General features: G+C 68.2%; 22 protein-coding genes and 1 pseudogene. 19 read left to right on the forward strand and 4 right to left on the reverse strand.

The window, feature by feature from the left end; all coding sequences use genetic code 11:
- Window positions 1-67: 67 nt before the first annotated feature.
- A complete protein-coding gene (locus tag N5D45_RS10860; protein WP_010482608.1) occupies window positions 68-496 on the forward strand; it encodes a BLUF domain-containing protein in 429 nt (142 codons plus the stop codon).
- Between the two features lie 3 nt (window positions 497-499).
- On the opposite strand, the gene N5D45_RS10865 is transcribed toward N5D45_RS10860, so the two are convergent.
- Window positions 500-820, reverse strand: coding sequence for a metalloregulator ArsR/SmtB family transcription factor (locus N5D45_RS10865; RefSeq protein WP_164193081.1), 321 nt, complete (start codon window positions 818-820; stop codon window positions 500-502).
- An 86-nt stretch (window positions 821-906) separates the two neighbouring features.
- Between N5D45_RS10865 and N5D45_RS10870 the strand changes: the two genes are divergently transcribed.
- The 3 genes from N5D45_RS10870 to N5D45_RS10880 all read left to right on the forward strand — a co-directional run bounded on the left by N5D45_RS10870 (window position 907) and on the right by N5D45_RS10880 (window position 2,874).
- Window positions 907-1,344 carry a YeeE/YedE thiosulfate transporter family protein gene (locus N5D45_RS10870; protein WP_164193078.1) on the forward strand — a complete coding sequence of 146 codons (438 nt, stop codon included), beginning with the start codon at window positions 907-909 and terminating at the stop codon, window positions 1,342-1,344.
- Window positions 1,341-1,754 (forward strand): DUF6691 family protein, encoded by a 414-nt coding sequence (locus N5D45_RS10875; protein ID WP_164193075.1) that lies wholly within the window; start codon window positions 1,341-1,343, stop codon window positions 1,752-1,754. Before N5D45_RS10870 ends, N5D45_RS10875 begins: the two co-directional genes overlap by 4 nt.
- A 67-nt stretch (window positions 1,755-1,821) precedes the next feature.
- Window positions 1,822-2,874: a linear amide C-N hydrolase gene (locus N5D45_RS10880; protein WP_019338492.1), complete on the forward strand. Its 1,053-nt coding sequence runs from the start codon at window positions 1,822-1,824 to the stop codon at window positions 2,872-2,874.
- On the opposite strand, the pseudogene N5D45_RS22565 reads toward N5D45_RS10880, so the two are convergent.
- A pseudogene (locus tag N5D45_RS22565) lies at window positions 2,871-3,650 on the reverse strand (DUF6491 family protein). The gene N5D45_RS10880 and the pseudogene N5D45_RS22565 sit on opposite strands and share 4 nt — an antisense overlap.
- Before the next feature lie 81 nt (window positions 3,651-3,731).
- Here N5D45_RS22565 and N5D45_RS10895 point away from each other — a divergent pair.
- Together N5D45_RS10895 and N5D45_RS10900 are read left to right on the forward strand one after the other, a co-directional pair.
- The gene (locus N5D45_RS10895) at window positions 3,732-4,427 is read left to right on the forward strand and encodes an AraC family transcriptional regulator (protein ID WP_010482600.1); all 696 of its coding nucleotides are present in this window, start codon (window positions 3,732-3,734) and stop codon (window positions 4,425-4,427) included.
- Window positions 4,428-4,593: 166 nt separating this feature from the next.
- Complete coding sequence (locus N5D45_RS10900) at window positions 4,594-5,544, forward strand: DMT family transporter (RefSeq protein WP_057503557.1); 951 nt, start codon at window positions 4,594-4,596, stop codon at window positions 5,542-5,544.
- Between the two features lie 9 nt (window positions 5,545-5,553).
- On the opposite strand, the gene N5D45_RS10905 is transcribed toward N5D45_RS10900, so the two are convergent.
- Window positions 5,554-5,874 (reverse strand): hypothetical protein, encoded by a 321-nt coding sequence (locus tag N5D45_RS10905; RefSeq protein ID WP_279938900.1) that lies wholly within the window; start codon window positions 5,872-5,874, stop codon window positions 5,554-5,556.
- A gap of 27 nt (window positions 5,875-5,901) precedes the next feature.
- On the opposite strand from N5D45_RS10905, the gene thrA reads away from it, so the two are divergent.
- Genes thrA through thrC form a run of 3 tightly spaced genes read left to right on the forward strand, consistent with a single transcriptional unit; the run spans window position 5,902 to window position 10,636 of the window.
- Window positions 5,902-8,406 (forward strand): bifunctional aspartate kinase/homoserine dehydrogenase I, encoded by a 2,505-nt coding sequence (gene thrA / locus N5D45_RS10910; RefSeq protein WP_279938901.1) that lies wholly within the window; start codon window positions 5,902-5,904, stop codon window positions 8,404-8,406.
- On the forward strand, window positions 8,403-9,317 hold the full coding sequence (locus N5D45_RS10915) for a homoserine kinase (RefSeq protein ID WP_057503559.1): 915 nt from the start codon (window positions 8,403-8,405) through the stop codon (window positions 9,315-9,317). The genes thrA and N5D45_RS10915 overlap by 4 nt, the downstream gene beginning before the upstream one ends.
- Window positions 9,318-9,346: 29 nt before the next feature.
- The gene (thrC, locus tag N5D45_RS10920) at window positions 9,347-10,636 is read left to right on the forward strand and encodes a threonine synthase (protein WP_279938903.1); all 1,290 of its coding nucleotides are present in this window, start codon (window positions 9,347-9,349) and stop codon (window positions 10,634-10,636) included.
- A 129-nt stretch (window positions 10,637-10,765) separates the two neighbouring features.
- Here the strand turns inward: thrC and N5D45_RS10925 are convergent, their stop codons facing one another.
- Window positions 10,766-11,518 (reverse strand): helix-turn-helix domain-containing protein, encoded by a 753-nt coding sequence (locus tag N5D45_RS10925; RefSeq protein WP_010482595.1) that lies wholly within the window; start codon window positions 11,516-11,518, stop codon window positions 10,766-10,768.
- Window positions 11,519-11,646: 128 nt separating this feature from the next.
- Here N5D45_RS10925 and hisS point away from each other — a divergent pair, with 128 nt between their 5' ends.
- From hisS to hisIE, 10 genes are all read left to right on the forward strand, one after another.
- Window positions 11,647-13,041, forward strand: a complete 1,395-nt coding sequence (gene hisS / locus N5D45_RS10930; RefSeq protein ID WP_279938905.1) for a histidine--tRNA ligase — start codon at window positions 11,647-11,649, stop codon at window positions 13,039-13,041.
- A gap of 520 nt (window positions 13,042-13,561) precedes the next feature.
- Window positions 13,562-13,870, forward strand: coding sequence for a YerC/YecD family TrpR-related protein (locus N5D45_RS10935; protein ID WP_150359777.1), 309 nt, complete (start codon window positions 13,562-13,564; stop codon window positions 13,868-13,870).
- A 34-nt stretch (window positions 13,871-13,904) separates the two neighbouring features.
- Window positions 13,905-14,816 (forward strand): ATP phosphoribosyltransferase, encoded by a 912-nt coding sequence (gene hisG, locus N5D45_RS10940; protein WP_107232405.1) that lies wholly within the window; start codon window positions 13,905-13,907, stop codon window positions 14,814-14,816.
- Window positions 14,813-16,108 carry a histidinol dehydrogenase gene (gene hisD, locus N5D45_RS10945; RefSeq protein WP_279938909.1) on the forward strand — a complete coding sequence of 432 codons (1,296 nt, stop codon included), beginning with the start codon at window positions 14,813-14,815 and terminating at the stop codon, window positions 16,106-16,108. The genes hisG and hisD overlap by 4 nt, the downstream gene beginning before the upstream one ends.
- Window positions 16,105-17,199 (forward strand): histidinol-phosphate transaminase, encoded by a 1,095-nt coding sequence (gene hisC / locus N5D45_RS10950; RefSeq protein WP_279938911.1) that lies wholly within the window; start codon window positions 16,105-16,107, stop codon window positions 17,197-17,199. Before hisD ends, hisC begins: the two co-directional genes overlap by 4 nt.
- A complete protein-coding gene (gene hisB, locus N5D45_RS10955; protein WP_279938912.1) occupies window positions 17,196-18,269 on the forward strand; it encodes a bifunctional histidinol-phosphatase/imidazoleglycerol-phosphate dehydratase HisB in 1,074 nt (357 codons plus the stop codon). The genes hisC and hisB overlap by 4 nt, the downstream gene beginning before the upstream one ends.
- Window positions 18,266-18,868: an imidazole glycerol phosphate synthase subunit HisH gene (hisH, locus tag N5D45_RS10960; RefSeq protein ID WP_012480034.1), complete on the forward strand. Its 603-nt coding sequence runs from the start codon at window positions 18,266-18,268 to the stop codon at window positions 18,866-18,868. The genes hisB and hisH overlap by 4 nt, the downstream gene beginning before the upstream one ends.
- The gene (hisA, locus tag N5D45_RS10965; protein ID WP_099560671.1) at window positions 18,865-19,599 is read left to right on the forward strand and encodes a 1-(5-phosphoribosyl)-5-[(5-phosphoribosylamino)methylideneamino]imidazole-4-carboxamide isomerase; all 735 of its coding nucleotides are present in this window, start codon (window positions 18,865-18,867) and stop codon (window positions 19,597-19,599) included. The genes hisH and hisA overlap by 4 nt, the downstream gene beginning before the upstream one ends.
- The gene (gene hisF / locus N5D45_RS10970; protein ID WP_012480036.1) at window positions 19,593-20,369 is read left to right on the forward strand and encodes an imidazole glycerol phosphate synthase subunit HisF; all 777 of its coding nucleotides are present in this window, start codon (window positions 19,593-19,595) and stop codon (window positions 20,367-20,369) included. The genes hisA and hisF overlap by 7 nt, the downstream gene beginning before the upstream one ends.
- Window positions 20,359-20,979 carry a bifunctional phosphoribosyl-AMP cyclohydrolase/phosphoribosyl-ATP diphosphatase HisIE gene (gene hisIE, locus N5D45_RS10975; RefSeq protein WP_279938915.1) on the forward strand — a complete coding sequence of 207 codons (621 nt, stop codon included), beginning with the start codon at window positions 20,359-20,361 and terminating at the stop codon, window positions 20,977-20,979. Before hisF ends, hisIE begins: the two co-directional genes overlap by 11 nt.
- The last annotated feature ends 64 nt before the right edge of the window (window positions 20,980-21,043 follow it).

The raw sequence follows: 21,043 nt of genomic DNA on the forward strand, positions 1-21,043 counted from the left end.
CCGCGGGTGTTGAGACGGACTCCTCCGCAACTGCTACCGTGGGTGTACATCTTGTCAAGGAAGCACCATGCCACTGCGTGCCATCGCCTATGTCAGCCAAGCGCTGCCGGATCTTTCCGCTGAACGGTTGCGGGCGCTGGTCGACGATGCAGCCCGCTTCAACAAGATGGCGGGCGTGACCGGTGTGCTGCTGCATGACGGCGGGCGATTCCTGCAGTACATCGAGGGGCCGCCGGACGGTATCGATTCGGTCTATGAGCGCATCCTGCAGGCCGGCAGCCATGTCGACATCATCGAACTGGCGCGCGGCCGCCTCGGCCAGCGCCAGTTTCCGTACTGGTCGATGCGCGCGTTGCCGGTGGAAGAGGCGCTGCTGCGCCAGCTGTCATCCAGCGACTGGTCGGGTTTTACCCGTGCCCTCCAGGGCGATCGTTCCGCGCCGACGCCGGTGGATCTGCTCGACAACGTCGTGCAGCCAGTCCTGCACGCCGGCTGAGCGTCAACGCGAGGTGCCGCCGCAGTAGGCGGCATGCAGCGCCTGCAGCACGCCCAGTGCGGGCCCTTCAATCACGCGGTAGTGGATCGCCTGCGCTTCGCGCCGGGTCGCGACGATGTCCAGTCCGCGCAGCACCGCCAGATGTTGTGACAGCGCTGATGCGCTGAGTCCGGTCAGTGCCTGCAGTTCCGGCACCGGCGCCTCACCTTCGACCAAGCGGCATAACACACGCAGCCGCGCAGGATGGGCCAGGCTCTTGAGCAGGGCTGCAGCCTGCGAGGCGTGCTCGGCCATGGCGGCGCTGTCGAGCGGGGTGCTGGCCATGGTTGACCTGTTGATTTAGAAAAAGCTAATTTAGAAAAATATAAATCAAAAGGCAAGCGAATGTACGGAATGGGCGGAGGCAGGTCATGACCCTGCCGTGGGCCGCGGTGGCGGGGGGCGCGTTGATCGGTGCGGCGGCGGTGGTGCTGCTGGCAACCACGGGCCGGGTGGCCGGCATCAGTGGCATCGCTGCTGGCAGTGTGCGTGCCGCGCCAGGTGAGCGAGGTTGGCGCTGGGCGTTCCTGCTCGGCCTGCTTGCCGCTGCAGGGCTGGTGCTGTGGTGGCAGGCCGCGCCAGGGCAAGCGCCCCGCGTCCTGCTGCGTGACGCTTTGTCTGCGTGGCAGTTGGTCGGCGCCGGCCTGCTGGTCGGCTTCGGTTCGCGGTTGGGTAATGGTTGCACCAGCGGACACGGCGTCTGCGGCCTGGCCCGCGGCTCAAAGCGGTCGCTGCTGGCGGTGCTGGTGTTCATGGCCTGCGCGATGCTGACCACGTTCCTGATCCGTCACGGCGGAGGCTTGGCATGAGCCGCGCGATGGTGGCCGCCGGTGCGGCAGGCGCGCTTTTCGGCGCAGGCCTGGCGTTGGCCGGCATGACCGATCCTCGCCGCATCCTTGGTTTCCTCGACATCGCCGGCGATTTTGACCCCACTTTGGCCTGGGTGCTGGCCGCTGCGCTGCTGGTCAGCGCGGTTGGCCAGCGCTGGGTGCTGCGGCGCGCGCGTCCGTTGTGCGCAACGCGCTTCCAGTTGCCCGCTGCGCGCGGTATCGATCTGCGCCTGGTGCTGGGCGCGGCGTTGTTCGGCATCGGCTGGGGATGGGCAGGCTATTGCCCGGGCCCTGCCATTGCCGGGCTGGCGGTGGGATCGCGCGAGGCGCTGTGGTTCGTGCCGGCGATGCTTGCGGGTTTCTGGCTGCACGATCGCGTGCTTCGCTGAGGCTTCACCGCTGTGTCACCCTGCATGGGGTCATATCCATGGATCACGGGGAAAGGAGCGCAACGACATGGCACGGATGAAGTGGAAGGAAAAGGCACTGCTTGCGGTCGCATTGGCCGCCGCAGCAGCACCAGCGCTGGCCTGCACGCGTGCGGTGTACCTGGGCGACAACGGCGATGTGATCACCGCGCGCTCGATGGACTGGAAGGTCGATGTGGCGACCAACCTCTACATACTGCCGCGCGGCATTGCCCGCACCGGTCAGGCCGGCCCGAAGTCGTTGGCCTGGACCGCGCGCTACGGTTCGGTGGTGGCCACCGGCTACGACGTGTCGACCACCGATGGCATGAACGAAAAGGGCCTGGTGGCCAACCTGCTGTGGCTGGTCGAATCGGAGTATCCACAGCAGCGTGGCAACAAACCGGGCCTGGCGATTTCGTTGTGGGCACAGTACGTGCTGGACAACTTCGCTACGGTGGAGGAGGCAGTGGCAGCGCTGAAGCGTGAGCCGTACTCCATCGTCACCGACAAGGTGCCCGGCGAGGATCGGCAGGCAACACTGCATCTTTCACTGTCCGATGCCAGCGGCGACAGCGCCATCGTCGAGTACATCGGCGGTCGCCAGGTGATACACCATGACCGGCGCTACCAGGTGATGACCAACTCGCCGATCTTCGAGCAGCAGCTGGCCCTCAACAGTTACTGGCAGCAGATCGGCGGCACGGTGATGCTGCCGGGTACCAACCGCTCCGCTGACCGCTTCGCGCGCGCCTCGTTCTACATCAACGCCATTCCCAAGGCCGAGGATCCGGTGGTGGCGCTGGCCAGTGTGTTCAGCGTGATCCGCAACACCTCGGTGCCGTACGGCATCACCACGCCGGGCGAGCCGAACATCTCATCCACACGCTGGCGCACCGTGGCTGACCACAAGCGGCGGCTGTACTTCTTCGAATCGGCGCTGACCCCGAACACCTTCTGGGTCGATCTGAACAAGGTCGATTTCGGCGGCAAGGTGCTCAAGCTCGATCTCGGCCCGGACCAGCGCAACACCTTCGCTGGCGATGCACTGGGTCACTTCGTGCCCAGCGCACCGTTCACCTTCCTCGGCGTCGACGGTTAGTTCGACGCCTGGCTGGAGGCCGGGTAGACCGCCTGGATCGCGCAGCTACCGCGGGTGTACTGCGGCAGCGGGGCGATGCTCTCACTGCGCAGATCGTCTGTCTCGAACTCGGCAGCCATGATCCGATCGCCAGGATTGCCGCAGATCAAGCCATTCTGCAGGCCCGAGTGGAAGCTCAGCTGCGGCGCGCGGTCGAGCTGGCGGCAGTGGCTGCCGAGTTCGACCCGGTAGTAGCGATGGCCACCATTTCGGTGCGGATTGGTCTCCACCAGCATGCCCTGCGGGTCGGAGGACTAGGCGCGCACGTTGCGCGTGGCAAAGCAGTAGGACGGTGAGCCGCCGAAGCAGCGGCGTACCTCCTTGCGTTCGCGGATGGTCACGGCGGGCAGGGTGGCCGTGCGCAGGCGGTCGCTGTCGCGGGCGACGCTGGCGTAGTCACGATCCTGCAGCGGGGTGACCGCGCTGATGGCGCATCGGCGGCCGTCGACCACGACGCGTTCGCTGGGGCGGCCGCAGGCCCAGCCGGCGGGGGCTTCCAGCTTCAACGAGGTGGCACCGCGGACACCGGGGCAATCTTCGTTGAAGTCGATCCGATAGGCCTGGCCGGAGGCGGCGCGCAGTGCGATCGAGCGCGGTGAAGCCTGCTCCACTTCCTGTACGCCGACAGCGTCCATGCAGTGCGGAGCCGGTGGCGTACGCTCCTGTGCGGAGGCCGGAGCTGCGAGCATCAGGCCGAGGCTGGTGGTGAGCACCAGGGACACCTGCTGATGGGTCATGTCCTGCACTCCCTGCGTTGGATGACGGATCGACTATAGCAGCGGTTTGCACGGCCGTTGTTACACGCGCACACTGCGCGGATGGGCGCGATCTTCCATCTGCGGCACTACGGGCAGGCCACTGGCCTGGATCGGCATGACTACGCGCAGTGGGTGCTCCCGCTGCAGGGTGAGCTGCAGTTCGAGATGGAAGGGCGCGGTGGTCGGCTGGACCTGCTGCAGGGGGCTTTTGTTGCCGCCGGCGAAGCGCATGACCAGATGGCTGACGGTCCCAATGGATTCGTGATCGTTGACTGTCCTCCGGGCGTGCTCGATGACGGCACGCAGGAGCATCTGTGCCGGCAGCGCTGGCTGCATCTGCCGCTGGCATTGCGTCGGCGCCTGGCCGAGGTGCAGGCAGGGCAGCCGATGCCGGCGCTGCTGCCGCAGTTGCTGCAGGTATTTGCACCTGCTGGCAGTGGCGCGCGCATGCAGGGCCTGTGTGCGGCGGTGCAGGCCGACCCCGGGCGTGCGTGGCCGGTGGCGCGCATGGCCGCGTTCGTCGGGGTCAGCGAGAGCCGGTTGCACGCGCTGTTCCAGCAGGAGTTCGGGCTCAGCCCGCAAGCCTGGCTCAGTGCGTGCCGGTTGCGCTGGGCCAAGCATCGGTTGCGCACCAGCACGGCGCCGATCAGCGATATCGCGCTGGCCGCAGGCTATTCCGAGCAGAGCGCACTGACCCGTGCGCTGCGCCGCGAGTGTGGCCAGACCCCGGCCGCGTGGCGCAGGAGCGCCGGCTGATCTGTAGAGCCGAGCCCACGCTCGGCTGCCCTTATCTGCACAAGGGCGAATCGCAGCCGAGCATGGGCTCGGCTCTACAGAGGTGACAATGCAGTAGCCTCGGTCAAGAGCGCCCAGCGGCCAGCGCTTACACTGCGCGGCCCGTTCTCTCCCCCGAAGAACCCGAATGCGCAACAACCCGATGGCCCTGGGCATCGCCAATGGCGTTGCCGCCGGCGCACTGTGGGGCGTGGTTTTCCTCGCGCCCGCCGTGCTGCAGTCGTTCAACGCCCTGCAACTGTCGGCCGGTCGCTATCTGGTCTACGGCCTGATCGCCGTAGCTCTGCTGCTGCCGCGATGGAAGCGGCTGGCGCCGCGGCTGGGCCGCGCCGAATGGATCGGCCTGCTGTGGCTGAGCCTGGCCGGGAACCTCGTGTATTTCCTGCTGCTGGCCACGGCGGTGCAGTGGGCCGGTGGCGCGGCGGCGTCCTTGATTGTCGGCCTGATTCCGGTGGTGGTCACCCTGGTTGGCGTGCGCGAGCAGGGGGCGGTACCGCTGAGGCAGCTGCTGCCGGCGCTGGGCCTGTGCGTGCTCGGCGTGGGACTGGTTGGCTGGGAAGCGCTGATGTCCGAGCATCTGGCAACCCCGTGGCGGCAGCGCCTGATCGGCCTGCTGTGCGCGTTCGGCGCGCTGTTCTCGTGGGCGTTGTACTCGATCGGCAACAGCCGCTGGCTGGCGCGCCGACCGGACCTGTCCAGCCATGACTGGTCGCTGCTGACCGGCGTGACGACTGGCGGCCTGGCCCTGCTGCTGGTGCCGATGGCCTTCATCGGTCACACCGGCGGGCACACAGCGGCACAGTGGAGTGGTTTCTGGGCGATCAGCGCCGGTGTGGCAGTGGTGGCCTCGATCCTCGGCAACGCATTCTGGAACCGCGCCAGCCGCCTGCTGCCACTGACCCTGACCGGCCAGATGATCGTGTTCGAGACTTTGTTCGCGCTGCTGTATGCCTTCGCCTGGCAGCAGCGCTGGCCGACGCTGCTGGAAGCGCTGGCCATCGTGTTGCTGCTGTCCGGCGTGATGCGGTGCGCGCATGCCCACCGCACGCCGCGGGCGATCGCCGAACATGCCGGCTGAATGCGCTCGTCAAGCGTGCTGATGCCCGCTTGGTCTCAGATGCAACCAAATGCCCGCACGTTGGCCGATGATCGCCGCAATGGTTTTTTGCATCGCAGCACTTGACAGCCGCCCGGCGCGCAGTGTTTTCTGTACGCCATGGTTCTTGATGCCGCCCACGCCAGCCTGATCGCCCCCGCCGCCGCGGGCCGTTCGACTGCGCCGGTCGCCACCACCACCATTACCACCACCACCGTCACCACTGCCCTGGTGCGGCCCGTCGTCTTCGTGTAACTCCCGAAAACCACGGCCCCGCACCATACAGGTGGCGGGGAAACTCGACACCTGCATGCGACGGGGCCTCCTGCCGAGGTCTGCATGTCTTCCCACGCCCCCGCTCATCCCGTTGCCCCGGCCGAACTGGCTGCACCGTCCACTGTCGTGCACAAGTTCGGCGGCACCTCGGTGGCCGATGCCGAACGCTATCGCCATGTTGCCGGCCTGCTGCTGGCCCGCCCCGAATCGCTCCAGGTCACTGTCGTCTCGGCGATGAAGGGCGTCACCGACGCGCTGATCGAACTGGCCCAGCTCGCGGCCAAGGGTGATGAAAGCTGGCGTGAAGCGTGGCATGCGCTGCGCGCGCGCCATCGCGGCGCCGCCGTGGCGCTGTTGGGCGAGCAGGTGGGCGAGACGGTCGAATGGATCGACGCCCGCTTTGATCAGCTGGCCGAAGTGCTGGCCGCGCTGGCGGTGATCGGTGAACTGCCGCGCGAGGTCCTGGACCGCGTGCAGGGCCTGGGCGAAGTGTTCTCCGCGCAGCTGCTTGGCACCCACCTGCGGGCGTTGGGCGAAGAGTGTGCGGTGCTCGATGCGCGTGATGTGCTGGTGGTTGGGCACGGTGAACTGGGCGTGGATGTCGACTGGGAAGCCAGTGCCGACCGCCTGGCCAAGTGGCGTCTGCAGCACCCGCAATCGCGCCTGGTTGCCACCGGATTCGTCGCGCGTGATCGCGATGACCGTATCACCACCCTCGGCCGCAACGGCAGCGATTACTCCGGCGCGATCTTCGCCGCGCTGTTCAACGCCGATGAACTGCACATCTGGACCGATGTCGACGGCGTGCTGTCGGCCGACCCGCGGCTGGTGCCTGAAGCCGTGCAGCTGGAATCGCTGAGCTACGACGAAGCCTGCGAACTGGCTTACTTCGGTGCCAAGGTGGTGCATCCGCAGACGATGTCGCCGGCAATCCGCCTGGGCCTGCCGATCTTCATCCGCAACACGTTCCAGCCGGCACATCCGGGTACGCGCATCAGTGCCGAGCGCTCGCCGCGCGGGCCAGTGAAGGGCCTGACCCTGAGCCCCGGGCTGGCCCTGCTGAACCTGGAAGGCACCGGCCTGATCGGTGTACCCGGTACGGCCGAGCGCGTGTTCGCGGCCCTGCGCCAGGCACAGGTGTCGGTGGTGATGATCTCGCAGGGTTCGTCGGAGCATTCGATCTGCTGCGTGGTGCGTGCTGCTGAAGCGGCGCGTGGCCGCGAGGCGCTGCTGCACGCGTTCGCGCACGAATTGTCGGTCGGTCAGGTGCAGCGCGTGCAGGTCAGTGAGGGCGTCAGCGTACTGGCGGCGGTCGGTGACGGCATGGCCGGCCAGCCCGGTGTGGCCGCACGCCTGTTCGAGGCACTGGGGCGTGCGCAGGTGAACATCCTGGCGATCGCACAGGGCTCGTCCGAACGCAACATCTCGGTCGCGGTGGACAGCGCCGATGCCACCCGCGCGCTGCGCGCGGCGCATGCCGGTTTCTGGCTGTCGCCGCAGACCTTCGCGGTCGGTGTGATCGGGCCGGGCAATGTCGGTGCCGCACTGCTGGACCAGCTGCTGGCGGCCCGCCCGCAGCTGCTGGCCAAGGCCAATGTCGACCTGCGCCTGCGTGCACTGGCCTCACGCTCGCGCATGCGGTTGGAAGTGGACGGCCTGCACGCCGACTGGCGGGAGGCTCTGCAGGGCGCCGGCGAGTGCAGCGATCTGGATCGCTTCACCGAACACCTGCTGGCCGCGCACCTGCCGCATGCGGTGGTGATCGACTGCAGCGGCAGCGCCGAGGTGGCCGAGCGCTACGAGGGCTGGCTGGCGGCCGGCATCCATGTGGTCACCCCGAACAAGCAGGCCGGGGCCGGGCCGCTGCCGCGCTACCAGCGCATCCGCGCCGCGGCGGCGGCAAGTGGCGCACGCTTCCGCTACGAGGCTACGGTGGGTGCAGGCCTGCCGGTGATCACCACGCTGCGTGACCTGGTTGATACCGGTGATGAAGTGCTGGCGATCGAGGGCATCTTCTCCGGCACGCTGGCCTGGCTGTTCAACCGCTTCGATGGCAGCCAGCCGTTCTCGCAGCTGGTCGCGCAGGCGCGGTCGATGGGCTACACCGAGCCGGACCCGCGCGATGACCTGTCCGGCGTGGACGTGGCGCGCAAGCTGGTGATCCTGGCGCGCGAGGCCGGCCACGCACTCAGCCTGGAACAGGTACAGGTGGAAAGCCTGGTGCCGGCGCTGCTGCGCGAGGGCAGCGTGGATGACTTCATGGCGCGGCTGGGCGAGTCCGATGCCAGCCTGCTTCAGCGCCTGCAGGACGCGCGGGCGCGTGGCGCGGTGCTGCGCTACGTGGCGCAGCTGGGTGCCGGCGGCGCCTCGGTGGGCCTGCAGGAACTGCCCGCCGATCACGCCTTCGCCAACCTGCGGCTGACCGACAACGTGGTGCAGTTCCGTACCCGCCGTTACTGCGACAATCCGTTGGTGGTGCAGGGGCCGGGCGCTGGCCCGGAAGTGACCGCGGCCGGTGTGTTCGCCGACCTGCTGCGGGTGGCCGCCGGCGAAGGAGCGCGCCTGTGATCGCACGTGCGTTCGCGCCTGCGTCGGTGGCCAACGTGGCGGTGGGCTTCGACATTCTTGGTCATGCCATTGCCGGTGTTGGCGATACCGTGAGCGTGCGCCGCATCGATGAACCGGTGGTGCGCATCGATGCGATACGTGGCAGTGCGGTTGAGCTGCCACTGGATGCGGCTGGAAACACCGCAGGTGCTGCGCTGATGTCGCTTCGCGCAGGGCTGGCCCTGGACTTCGGATTCGCGGTGGAGATTGACAAGGGCATTCCGTTCGGCTCCGGCATGGGCGGTTCGGCAGCGTCGTGCGTCGCTGCGCTGGTCGCCGCCAATGCACTGCTGGATGCGCCGCTGACGCGCGAGGCGCTGTATCCGTTTGCGCTGGATGGCGAGGCGGTGGCCAGTGGTGGCCGTCACGGTGACAACGTGGGGCCATTGCTGCTGGGCGGGCTTGCACTGTGCACGGCCGACCGCCTGCTGCCGATTCCGGTACCGGCTACCTGGCACAGCCTGCTGGTGCATCCGCACGCGGTACTGGAAACACGCCGCGCACGCCAGGCGCTGCACGGCAGCTATGCGCTGGGCGAATTCGTGGCACAGAGTGCGAACCTTGCGCTGGTACTCAGTGGCTGCCATCGCAGCGACGCCGCGCTGGTCCGCGCAGGCCTGCGTGATGTGCTGGTGGAGCCTCGCCGCGCCGGCCTGATTGCGGGCTTCGAGGCCGCACGCGATGCGGCGCTGTCTGCGCATGCGATGGGCGCGGGCATTTCGGGCGCTGGCCCCAGCGTGTTCGCCTGGTTCGAGGACGCCGACCACGCCCGCGCCGCTGCCGCACCGGTGCAGGCGGCATTCGCCGCCGCCGGTTTCGACAGCGATGCCTGGGTGTCGCCGCTGGATGCACCGGGAGCCCGCTTGTGCTGAATCCTTCCCCTTTACTGGATACCCAACCCATGCAATTTGTTTCGACCCGCGGCCAGTCCCCGTCCGTCGGCCTCAGTGCGGCGATCGCTGCAGGATTGGCGCCCGATGGTGGGCTGTATGTTCCGCAGGTGCTGCCGGCGCCACGTGAGCTGCAGGCCGGCGCAACGCTGGCCGATACCGCCGCCGATCTGCTGGCACCGTTCTTCGCAGGTGATGCTCTGGAGGCAGCGCTGCCATCGATCTGCCGCGAGGCGTTTGACTTTCCGGTGCCGCTGCGTCCACTGGGCGGCGGTGACCATGTGCTGGAGCTGTTCCATGGGCCGACGGCGGCGTTCAAGGATATCGGTGCGCGCTTCCTGGCGGGAACGCTGTCGCGGCTGCAGGCCGGTAAGGACCGCGATCTGACCATTGTTGTCGCCACGTCCGGCGATACCGGTGCTGCAGTGGCGGCGGCGTTCCATCGCCAGCCGGGCGTGCGCGTGGTGGTGCTGTATCCGGATGGCCGCGTGTCACCGCGGCAGGCGCACCAGCTCGGTTGTTTCGGCGACAACATCCAGGCGCTGCGCGTGGCCGGTGCCTTCGACGACTGCCAGGCCATGGTCAAGCAGGCGCTGGCTGACCGCGAACTACAGGCACAGGTGCCGCTGAGCTCGGCCAACAGCATCAGCCTGGGCCGCCTGCTGCCGCAAATGAGCTACTACGCGCATGCGGCACTGACCCATCATGCTGAAACCCGTCGCCGGCTCAACCTGGTGGTGCCGACCGGCAACCTTGGCAACGCAATGGCTGCGGTGCTGGCGCGTGCGCTGGGTGTGCCGATCGGACAGATCGTGCTGGCCACCAATGCCAATGTGATACTGCCAGCGTACTTCAGCGGCGGCGACTACCAGCCGCAGGCCAGTGTGGCCACCGTGGCCAATGCAATGGACGTAGGGGCGCCAAGCAACTTCGAACGCCTGCGCTGGCTTTACCACGGAGATGATGCCGAGCTGCGCGCTGCGTTCCGTGCGTTCGCGGTGGACGACGTGACCATCCGCGCCACGATTGCCGCAGCGTATGCCAGCAGTGGCGAACTGTTCTGCCCGCACACGGCGACGGCGGTGAAGGTGCTGCAGGACCTGCGCGCGCGTGGTGCCAAGGGTGACTGGGCGGTGGTGGCTACCGCCCATCCGGCCAAGTTCGAGGCTGTGGTCGAACCGTTGATCGGCGAACCCGTGGCCGTGCCGCCTGCATTGGATGCGTTGTTGCAGCGGCCGGCGCACGCCGAACCGTTGGCCGCCGATTACGCGGCGTTGCGTGAGGTGTTGGCTCCCATGTAGAGCCGAGCCATGCTCGGCTGTTGTTCGCGCACGGCGCGATGAGTCGAGCATGGCTCGACTCTACAATGCCCTTCGCGCAACACGGGTAGTGCCGGCCGCTGGCCGGCAACCCCACCAACCGCGATGCGGTCAGATCAACCCTTCACCGGCCAGCGTGCGCAGCCCATCCTCGTCGAGGATCTCCACCACGTTCAGGTGGGGCAGGGCAATCAGCCCCTGCTGGCGCAGCTTGGTGAAGGTGCGGCTGACCGTTTCCATGGTCAGGCCCAGATGGTCGGCGATATCGCCACGGCCCATCGGCAGCGACACGCGCAGGCCGTCGCCGCCCAGCTTGGCCTCGCGCGCGGCCAGGCGCAGCAGGAAATCGGCCAGCTTCTCGGCCGGCTGCAGGCGTGCCAGCGCCAGCGCGGCGTCCTGCGCGGCATCCAGTTCCTGACAGGCGCGCTGCAGCAGCTTGCGCTCCAAGTGCGGGAAACGGCTGCGCAGGGCTTTCATCTGTGGCAGCGCGACGCGGCATACCCGGCTGTCGGCGATGGCCTCGATGTCGTAGCGGTGGTGGTCGCTGCCGCTCAGGCCCAGGTAGTCGCCGGGCAGCACGAAGCCGTTGATCTGGCGGCGGCCGTCGGCCAGGGTGCGCACCAGGCGCAGTGCGCCGGCAGTCAATGTATAGACATGGTCGCGCTCTTCACCGGTGCGGGCCAGCGTGCTGCCCATGCTGACCTGCTGCGAGACGGTGACCTGTTCCAGCGCCTGCACTTCATCGGGCGACAGCGCCGAGCACACCGCAAGGTGGCGAACCGAGCAGTGCAGGCAGTCCAGCGTGGTGCAGGACGGCGAGGCGGGATCGTTGGTGGCGGGCGGAGCGCCGGATGGCCGTGACATGTTGCGGGGGGGCGTATCGCGGGCGGGGAGGGCCTTATGATACTTCAAGCGGCCGTTCGACCCTGCCCGAGGCGGGGGCGCTAGAATGTCGCCCCCTCCCACGTCCCGTTCCAGCAGGAGTTCCGCCCGTGATCAAGCCCCGTACCCCGCCCGGCACCCTTGAACTGCTGCCGCGCGAGCAGATTGCGTTCCAGCGCATGCTGGACGTCATCCGCCGCAACTACGAGCGCTTCGGGTTCCTGCCGGTGGAGACGCCGGTGTTCGAGCTGTCCGATGTGCTGCTAACCAAATCCGGCGGCGAGACCGAGCGCCAGGTGTACTTCGTGCAGTCCACCGGTGCGCTGGCCAATGCGGCCGAATCGGGCGACCGTTCGCTGCCGGAGATGGCGCTGCGCTTCGACCTGACCGTGCCGCTGGCACGCTACGTGGCCGAGCACGAGCACGAACTGACCTTCCCGTTCCGCCGCTACCAGATGCAGCGCGTCTACCGTGGCGAGCGTGCCCAGCGCGGCCGTTTCCGCGAGTTCTACCAGTGCGATATCGACGTGATCGGCAAGGACAGCCTGAGCGTGCGGTACGACGCCGAAGTGCTGGCGGTCATCCACGCGGTGTTCTCGGAACTGCGCATCGGTGACTTCAGCATCCAGTTGAACAACCGCAAGCTGATGCGCGGCTTCTTCGAGAGCCTGGGCGTGGCCGAAGGCGAGCGCCAGCTGGCGGTTCTGCGCGAAGTGGACAAGCTGGACAAGCGCGGCGCCGATTACGTACGCGAGACGCTGGTGGGCGAGGGCTTCAACATCCCGGCCGAACAGGTCGAGAAGATCCTGGCATTCGTGGCCGTGCGTTCGCAGGGCCATGCCGATGCGCTGGCGCAGCTGGCAACGCTTGAAGCCGACGCCGGTTCTTCGGAGATCCTGCGTACCGGCGTGGCCGAACTGCGCGAAGTGCTGCAGCTGGTGCAGGCGCTGGGCGTGCCGGAAACCGCGTACTGCCTGAACTTCTCCATTGCGCGCGGCCTGGACTACTACACCGGCACCGTCTACGAGACCACGCTGACCGACCACCCGCAGATCGGCTCGATCTGCTCGGGCGGCCGCTACGAAGACCTGGCCAGCCACTACAGCAAGTCCAAGTTGCCGGGCGTGGGCATCTCCATCGGCCTGTCGCGCCTGTTCTGGCAGCTGCGCGAGGCCGGCCTCATTGACGGGATCGAAGCCAGCAGCGTGCAGGCGCTGGTGGCGCTGATGGACGAGCAGGGCATGCCGCAGTCGTTGGACATCGCGCGTCGCCTGCGTGCCGGTGGCATCAACACCGAAGTGCAGATGGAGCCGAAGAAGATCGGCAAGCAGTTCCAGTACGCCGCCAAGGCCGGCATCCGCTTCGTGGTGCTGGCCGGTGAGGACGAACTGACGCGCGGCGTGGTGGCGGTGAAGGACCTGGTGCGCGAGCAGCAGTTCGAAGTCTCCCGCGACGAGCTGGCCAGCACCCTGCAGGTCGAGCTGGAGCAGTCGAAGGTGATGTAACGGCCGGTTGGCCGCGCGCCAACACGCCACGAGAACGCCCACCACCCGGTGGGCGTTCTCGTTTCCGGGCCTCGGCCGTCCCGACAGCTCGCGGCCAACTGTCGAAGGCGGGGTGGGTCCGGTTGAGGGGGCGTGAGCCGCATGGGCCCGGGGATGCCTCGGGCGGGTTGGGCGGGATGCCCAGCCCCGGTCTTGCCGTGTGCGCAGAACAGCGCACACGAGCAAGCGGCGACCGAGCTACATGGGTGAGGGCGCTTTGCTTGCGAAGCACTGCTTCGCAAGCGCCCGAACGCACAGCCGCCAGCGGCTGGGCCGGGCCCCGGAGGGGTAGTTGCAGCGTCCCCCTCGACCGGACCTGCCCCGCCAACCCTTGGGATGCCTTTCTTTTGACGTAGACGTTGCCTCTGCGGGTGCAGGGCGCAGCCCTGCCGTACCCCAACCCAATCCACGATTTGACGCACTGCGCAAGAATGCGCTAATGTACTAACGCGCTATTACATTGATGCATGGAAACGACCCCGTGAAAGCCCGCCCCGAGATTGCCGCCAAAGACCCGAAGGCCGACCTGGAAACCCTGGCCCGGGCCTTTGCCGCCTTGCGCGAGCCGGAGCAGGTGGAGGCCTTCCTGCGCGACCTGTGCACCCCGGCCGAGCTGGAGGCCATGGCCGACCGCTGGAAAGTGGTGCCGCTGCTGCAGCAGGGCGTGCCTTACCGCGAGATCCACGAGCGCACCGGCGTCAGCGTGACCACCACCGGACGGGTGGCGCGAACGCTTGAGCATGGCCATCGAGGCTATGCCGCCGCCATCGACCGCCTTGCTTCGCGCTGATCCGCGCCCCGTTCCGAACTTCGAGACCTCCCCCATGAGTGCAACCCAGGCAGCGCCGGCACGAGACCGGTTGCGTATCGCCATCCAGAAGAGTGGCCGGCTGGCCGAACCCGCCCGCAACCTGCTCAGTGCCTGCGGCCTGAGCTGGCGCGAGAGCCGCGACAAGCTGTTCTGCTACGGCGAATCGCTGCCGGTGGACCTGCTGCTGGTGCGCGACGACGACATCCCCGGCCTGATCGCCGACGGCGTCTGCGACCTCGGCATCGTCGGCCGCAATGAGCTGGACGAACAGGCCGCGGCCCGCCGTCAGATCGGCCTGCCTGATGCCTACCAGGCGCTGCGCGGGCTGGGCTTCGGCCAGTGCCGGCTGATGCTGGCGGTGCCCGAGGAATGGCAGTGGCAGGGTCCGGCGCAGCTGGCCGGCACCCGCATCGCCACCAGCTACCCGGCCATCCTCAAGCAGTGGTTGGCCGAGCAGAGCGTGGATGCACAGGTGGTCGAGCTGTCCGGTTCGGTGGAGATCGCGCCACGCCTCGGTACCGCAGACCTGATCTGCGACCTGGTCTCCAGCGGCGCCACGCTGCGCGCCAACCAGTTGACCCCGGTGCACAACCTGCTCGACAGCGAGGCGGTGCTGGCGGGCGCGGTGCGGGTGCCGGATGACGCACGCGCGTCGCTGCGGGCGATGCTGCTGCGCCGTCTCGACGGCGTGGTGCAGCGCCAGGACCGCAAGCTGCTGATGTTCCGCGCCAGCGAAGACCGCGTGGATGCGCTGGCACAGCTGCTGGCCGATGCCGAGCCGCTGGTGCGGCTGCCGGCCGATGGCGGTGCGCTGCGCCTGCAGACCATGTGCCCCGGCCCGTTGAGCTGGCAGCGCATGGAAGAACTGGAGCGCGCTGGCGCGCAGGGCCTGATGGTGTTGAGCGTGGAGCGATCGCTGGCATGAACCGTCTGATCTGGTCCCGACTTGATGAGGCCGCGCGTAGCGCGGCATTGACCCGCCCGGTGCAGACCGTGGCGCAGCAGACCCGTGACGCGGTGGCCACGCTGATTGCAGAAGTACGCGAACAGGGTGACGACGCGCTGCGTGCGATCACCGCACGTTTCGACGGTGTCGAGCTGGTCTCCTTTGAAGTATCCGAAAACGATTTCGCGGCCGCCGAAGCGGCGGTGCCGGCCGAACTGCGCCAGGCGATGGTCGAAGCTGCCGAGCGCATCACGCGCTTCCATGAGGCTGGCATGGGCAAGGGCTATGCCGTGGAGACCGCACCGGGCGTGGTCTGCGAACGCATGCTGCGGCCGATCGGCCGGGTCGGCCTGTACGTACCGGCAGGCAGTGCGCCGTTGCCGTCCACCGCGTTGATGCTGGGCGTGCCGGCGCAACTAGCTGGTTGCCCGCAGGTGGTGCTGTGCACGCCGCCGCGCGCCGACGGGACTGCCGATCCGGCGGTGCTGGTGGCCGCGCGCCTGACCGGCGTGCAGCGCGTGTTCAAGCTGGGCGGCGCGCAGGCGATTGCCGCGATGGCCTATGGCACCGCCACCATCCCGGCCTGCGACAAGCTGTTCGGGCCCGGCAACAGCTTCGTCACCGAAGCCAAGCAGCAGGTCGCACAGGACGGCGCCGCCGCCATCGACATGCCGGCCGGCCCGTCGGAAGTGCTGGTGATCGCCGATGCGGGTGCCAATCCGGCGTTCGTGGCTGCCGATCTGCTGTCGCAGGCCGAGCATGGCCCGGATTCGCAGGTCCTTCTGCTGACCGACGATGCCGCGATGCTGGCGGCGGTCGAGGCCGAAGTGGAGCGCCAGGTGGCCCTGCTGCCGCGCCAGCAGATCGCGCGCCAGGCATTGTCGGCTTCGCGGTTGATCCAGGTCGATTTGCTGGATGAAGCCTTTGCGATCAGTAACCGCTATGCGCCCGAGCACCTGATCCTGGCGCTGCGCCAGCCGCGCGACTGGCTGGACCAGGTGCAGGCGGCCGGCTCGGTGTTCCTGGGGGACTTCACCCCCGAAGCACTGGGCGACTACTGCAGCGGCACCAACCACGTGCTGCCCACCGCGGGTGCCGCACGTGCCTACAGCGGCGTGAGCGTGGCCAGCTTCCAGAACCTGATCAGCGTGCAGAGCGCCAGCGCCGCCGGCCTGGCCGCAATCGGCGGCTGCGCACGCATCATCGCCAGCGCTGAAGGCCTGGACGCGCACGAACGTGCGGTTGCCCTGCGCATGGAGGCCGCCGCATGAGCGCCGCCATTGATGACGTGCTGGCACTGGTGCGCCCGGATCTGCAGGCGTTCGCTGGCTACAGCTCGGCGCGCAGCGCGGCGATGCAGGGCGAGGTCTGGTTGAACGCCAATGAGTCGGCCTGGGCCAATCCGGCCGATGCTGATGGCAGCAGCCGGCGCTATCCCGAACCGCAACCGCTGGCGCTGCGTGAAGGCCTGGCCGCACTGTATGGCGTGCAGCCGCAGCAGCTGCTGGTCGGGCGGGGCAGTGACGAGGCGATCGATCTGCTGGTGCGCGCGCTGTGCGTGCCCGGTCGTGATGACGTGCTGGTCACGCCGCCGGTGTTCGGCATGTACGCCGTGTGTGCGCGGTTGCAGGGCGCCCCGCTGATCGAAGTGCCGCTGGTGGACGGCGAGGATGGACTGCGCACCGATCTGGATGCGGTGATCGACGCGGCCAAGGCGCAGGGTGCCAAGCTGGTGTTCCTGTGTGCGCCGTCGAACCCGGCCGGCAGTGACATCGCCCTGGATGAGGTCGAGCGCGTGGCGGTTGCGCTGCGCGGGCAGGCGCTGGTCGTGGTGGACGAGGCCTATGTCGAGTATGCACAACGGCCGTCGGCGACCACGTTGCTGGTCGCGCACGCCAATCTGGCGGTGCTGCGCACGCTGTCGAAGGCGCACGCGCTCGCGGCCGCCCGCATTGGCACGCTGATCGCTGCCCCGGAGCTGATTGCCCTGCTGCGTCGCTGCCAGGCGCCGTACCCGGTGCCGACGCCGTGCGCGGAACTGGCCGTGCAGGCACTGCAGCCGGCCGCGCTGGCACGCACCGCCGAGCGCGTGACCACGGTGATCGCCGAGCGCGAGCGCCTGCGTGCAGCCCTGGCCGGCCTGCCCGGCGTGTGCCGGGTGTATGCCTCGGCCGGCAACTACCTGCTGGTCCGCTTCTCCGATGCCCAGGCCGCGTTCGATACGCTGCTGGCTGCGGGCGTGGTGGTGCGGGACCAGCGCGCCGCGCCGCAGTTGGGTGATGCGCTGCGCATCAGCATCGGCAGCCCAGAAGAGAATGACCGCGTGCTTGCGGCCCTGTCGGCGCGGAGGGCCGCAGCATGACCCCGATCCTGTTCATCGACCGCGACGGCACCCTCATCGAGGAGCCGTCCGATTTCCAGATCGACGCCTACGAGAAACTGCGCTTCGTGCCGCAGGTGATCCCGGCGCTGCTGAAGCTGCAGGATGCCGGTTACCAGTTCGTGATCGTCACCAACCAGGATGGCCTGGGCAGCGACAGCTACCCACGTGCCAGCTTCGACGGTCCCAACGAGCTGATGCTGCAGATTTTCGAGAGCCAGGGCATTACCTTCCGTGACGTGCTGATCGATTGCAGCTGGCCGCAGGACAATGCGCCGACCCGCAAGCCGGGCATCGGCCTGATGACCGCCTACCTGCAGGACCGCAGCATCGACTGGGCGCGTTCGGGCATGGTGGGTGACCGCATCACCGACCTGCAGTTCGCCGACAACCTCAATATCCGTGGTTTCCAGCTGCGCACCGAACAGTTTGGTGGCGAGTGGGACTGGGCGGGCATTGCCCACGCGCTGGCCGACGCGCCGCGTACCGCCGTGGTCCAGCGCAATACGAAAGAAACGAAGATCCGCGTAGAACTCGATCTGGATCGTGTGGGCGATGCGCGCATCTCCACCGGACTGCCGTTCTTCGACCACATGCTGGAGCAGATCGGCAAGCATGGTGGCTTCGCGCTGGACATCCAGACCGAGGGTGACCTGCACATCGACGAGCACCACACCATCGAGGACACCGGGCTCGCATTGGGCCAGGCGCTGCGCGAGGCGCTGGGCGACAAGCGCGGCATTGGCCGCTACGGCTTCACCCTGCCGATGGACGAGACGCTGGCCAGCGCCGCACTGGATTTCAGCGGCCGGCCGTACTTCGTGTTCGAAGGTGAGTTCAAGCGTGAGCGCGTGGGCGATATGCCGACCGAGCTGGTGCCGCACTTCTTCCGCTCGCTGTGCGACGCCAGTGGCCTGAACCTCAACCTGCAGGTGCGCGGCGACAACGATCACCACAAGGTCGAGGCCTGCTTCAAGGCGCTGGCGCGTGCGCTGCGTCCGGCGTTGGCCCGGCAGGGCACCGCGCTGCCTTCCACCAAGGGGGCGTTGTGAGCGACGTCGCGCTGATCGATGCCGGCGGTGCCAACCTGGGCTCGGTGCGCTATGCATTGGAGCGTCTGGGTGCGACGGTGCGGCTGGTGCGCGATGCGGACGGCCTGATCGGCGCGCAGCGGGTGATCCTGCCCGGTGTCGGCGCCGCCGGTCCCGGCATGCAGCGCCTGCACGCGCAGGGCCTGGTGGAATCGCTGCAGCGACTGGAGGTGCCGCTGATGGGTATCTGCCTCGGCATGCAGCTGCTGTTCGAACGCTCCGAGGAAGCGGGTGTGGAGACACTGGGGCTGATTCCCGGCGTGGTGCGCAAGCTGGTGCCGGCCTGCGGCATCCGCGTGCCGCACATGGGCTGGAACCGGCTGCTGCCGCTGCGCGAATCGCTGCTGCTGCGCGGTGTGCCGGAGCGCGCCAGCGCCTACTTCGTGCACAGCTATGCGGCACCACTCAATACCCACACTGTCGCTGCCTGCGACCACGGTGGCCTGTTCACTGCCGTGGTGGAGCAGGGGCGTTACTACGGCGCACAGTTCCACCCCGAGCGCTCCGGCGAGACCGGCTCGCTGATGCTGCGCAACTTCCTCGAGGGCACGGCTGCATGAGTTTCATCGTTTACCCCGCGCTGGATATCCGGGATGGCCGCGTGGTGCGGCTGCGCCAGGGCGACTACGCGCAGGAAACCTCGTATGGCGACGACGCCCTGCCGCGCGCGCAGGCCTTTGCTGCGCAGGGCGCGCAGTGGATGCATCTGGTCGACCTGGACGCTGCGCGTGCCGGTGGCTACACCCTTGCGCCGCTGCTCGCGTCGATCCGTGCGCAGACGCCGCTGCAGGTGCAGACCGGCGGTGGCGTGCGCGGTCGCGACGACGTGGCGCGCATCCTCGATGCCGGCGCCGGTCGCGTAGTGGTCGGCTCGCTGGCCGTGCGCCGTCCCGATGAGGTGGTGGGCTGGCTGGAGGAGTTCGGCGCCGAACGCATCACCATTGCGCTTGACGCCCGCCAGGATGCACAGGGCCAGTGGCAGCTGCCGGTGCACGGCTGGACCGAGAACGCCGGGGTGACCCTGGACGTTCTGGCTCAGCGCTACGCACGCGCCGGCATGCGCCACCTGCTGTGCACCGACATCGCCCGCGACGGCATGCTGGCCGGGCCCAACATCAGCCTCTACCAGCACCTGTCGGCGCTGCTGCCGGGCGTGGCGGTGCAGGCTTCCGGCGGCATCCGTGACGTGGCCGACGTTGCCGAAGCGCGACGTGCAGGCTGCGGTGGCGCGATCCTTGGCAAGGCGCTGCTGGAGCAGCGCATGGACCTGGCGGAGGCACTGGCATGTTGAGCCGGCGCATCATTCCGTGCCTGGACGTGCGCGATGGCCGCGTGGTCAAGGGCGTGCGTTTCCGCGACCACGTCGACATGGGCGATATTGCCGAGCTGGCGCAGCGCTACCGTGACCAGGGCGCCGACGAGCTGGTGTTCTATGACATCGGCGCCAGCCCCGAGGCGCGTTCAGTGGACGTGGCCTGGATCGAGCGCATCGCGCGGCTGATCGACATTCCGTTCTGCGTGGCCGGTGGCATCGACAGCGTGGAAACCGCGCGTCGCGTGCTGTTCGCCGGTGCCGACAAGGTGTCGATCAACTCGCCGGCGTTGGGCCGTCCGGAACTGATCACTGAACTGGCCGACGAGTTCGGCGTGCAATGCGTGGTGGTCGGTGTCGACTCGGTACGCGAGACCGATGGACAGTGGCGGGTGCGCCGCTTCAGCGGGGACCCGGACAAGACCCAGGCGGTGCCACTGCGCACCCTGGACTGGATTGTCGAGGCGCAACGGCGGGGCGCCGGTGAGATTGTGCTGAACTGCATGGACAGCGATGGCGTGCGCCGTGGCTACGATGTCGTGCAACTGCAACAGGCGCGGGCACTGTGCCAGGTACCGTTGATCGCCTCTGGCGGTGCCGGCGCGATGGAGCACTTTGCCGAAGCCTTCGACCAGGCCGACGTCGACGGCGCGCTGGCGGCCAGTGTGTTCCACAGCGGTGCCATTGCCATTCCAGAATTGAAGCGCTACCTGCGCGGACAGCAGATCGAGGTGCGGGATGTCTATTGAAATCAGGCCGTCATTGGACGCATTGCAGGCGCTGGACTGGGGCAAGGGCGACGGCCTGCTGCCGGCGGTGGTGCAGGATGCCGATACCCTGCAGGTACTGATGCTCGGTTATGTCAGCGCCGAATCGCTGGCGGCCACGCTGGCCATCGGCCACATGACCTTCTTCAGCCGCAGCAAGCAGCGGCTGTGGACCAAGGGCGAGCAGTCCGGCAACGTGCTGGTGGTGCAGTCGATCAGCGTGGACTGCGATGCCGATACGCTGCTGGTGATGGCACGCCCGGCCGGGCCGACCTGTCACACCGGTGCGGAGAGCTGCTTCGATGGCGCGCCGAAGGACTTCCTGGGCGGGCTGGGCCAGCTGGTGGCGATGCGCGAGGCGCAGCGGCCACCGGGCAGCTACACCACCAGCCTGTTCGAGGGCGGCATCCGCCGCATCGCGCAGAAGGTGGGCGAGGAGGGCGTGGAGACCGCCTTGGCGGCGGTGGCGCAGGATGACGAGGCGCTGCTGGGCGAGGCTTCGGACCTGCTGTACCACCTGCTGGTGCTGCTGCGCGCGCGCGGGCTGTCGCTGGAGGATGCGCGGGCGGTGCTGGAAATGCGCCATCGTTGAGGTGCGGTAGTGCCGGCCGTTGGCCGGCAACTCATGCTCGCCTGGCATCTGAGGGTTGCCGGCC

It is taken from the genome of Stenotrophomonas sp. GD03819, from assembly GCF_029841665.1.
GTDB classification, from domain to species: Bacteria; Pseudomonadota; Gammaproteobacteria; order Xanthomonadales; family Xanthomonadaceae; genus Stenotrophomonas; species Stenotrophomonas geniculata.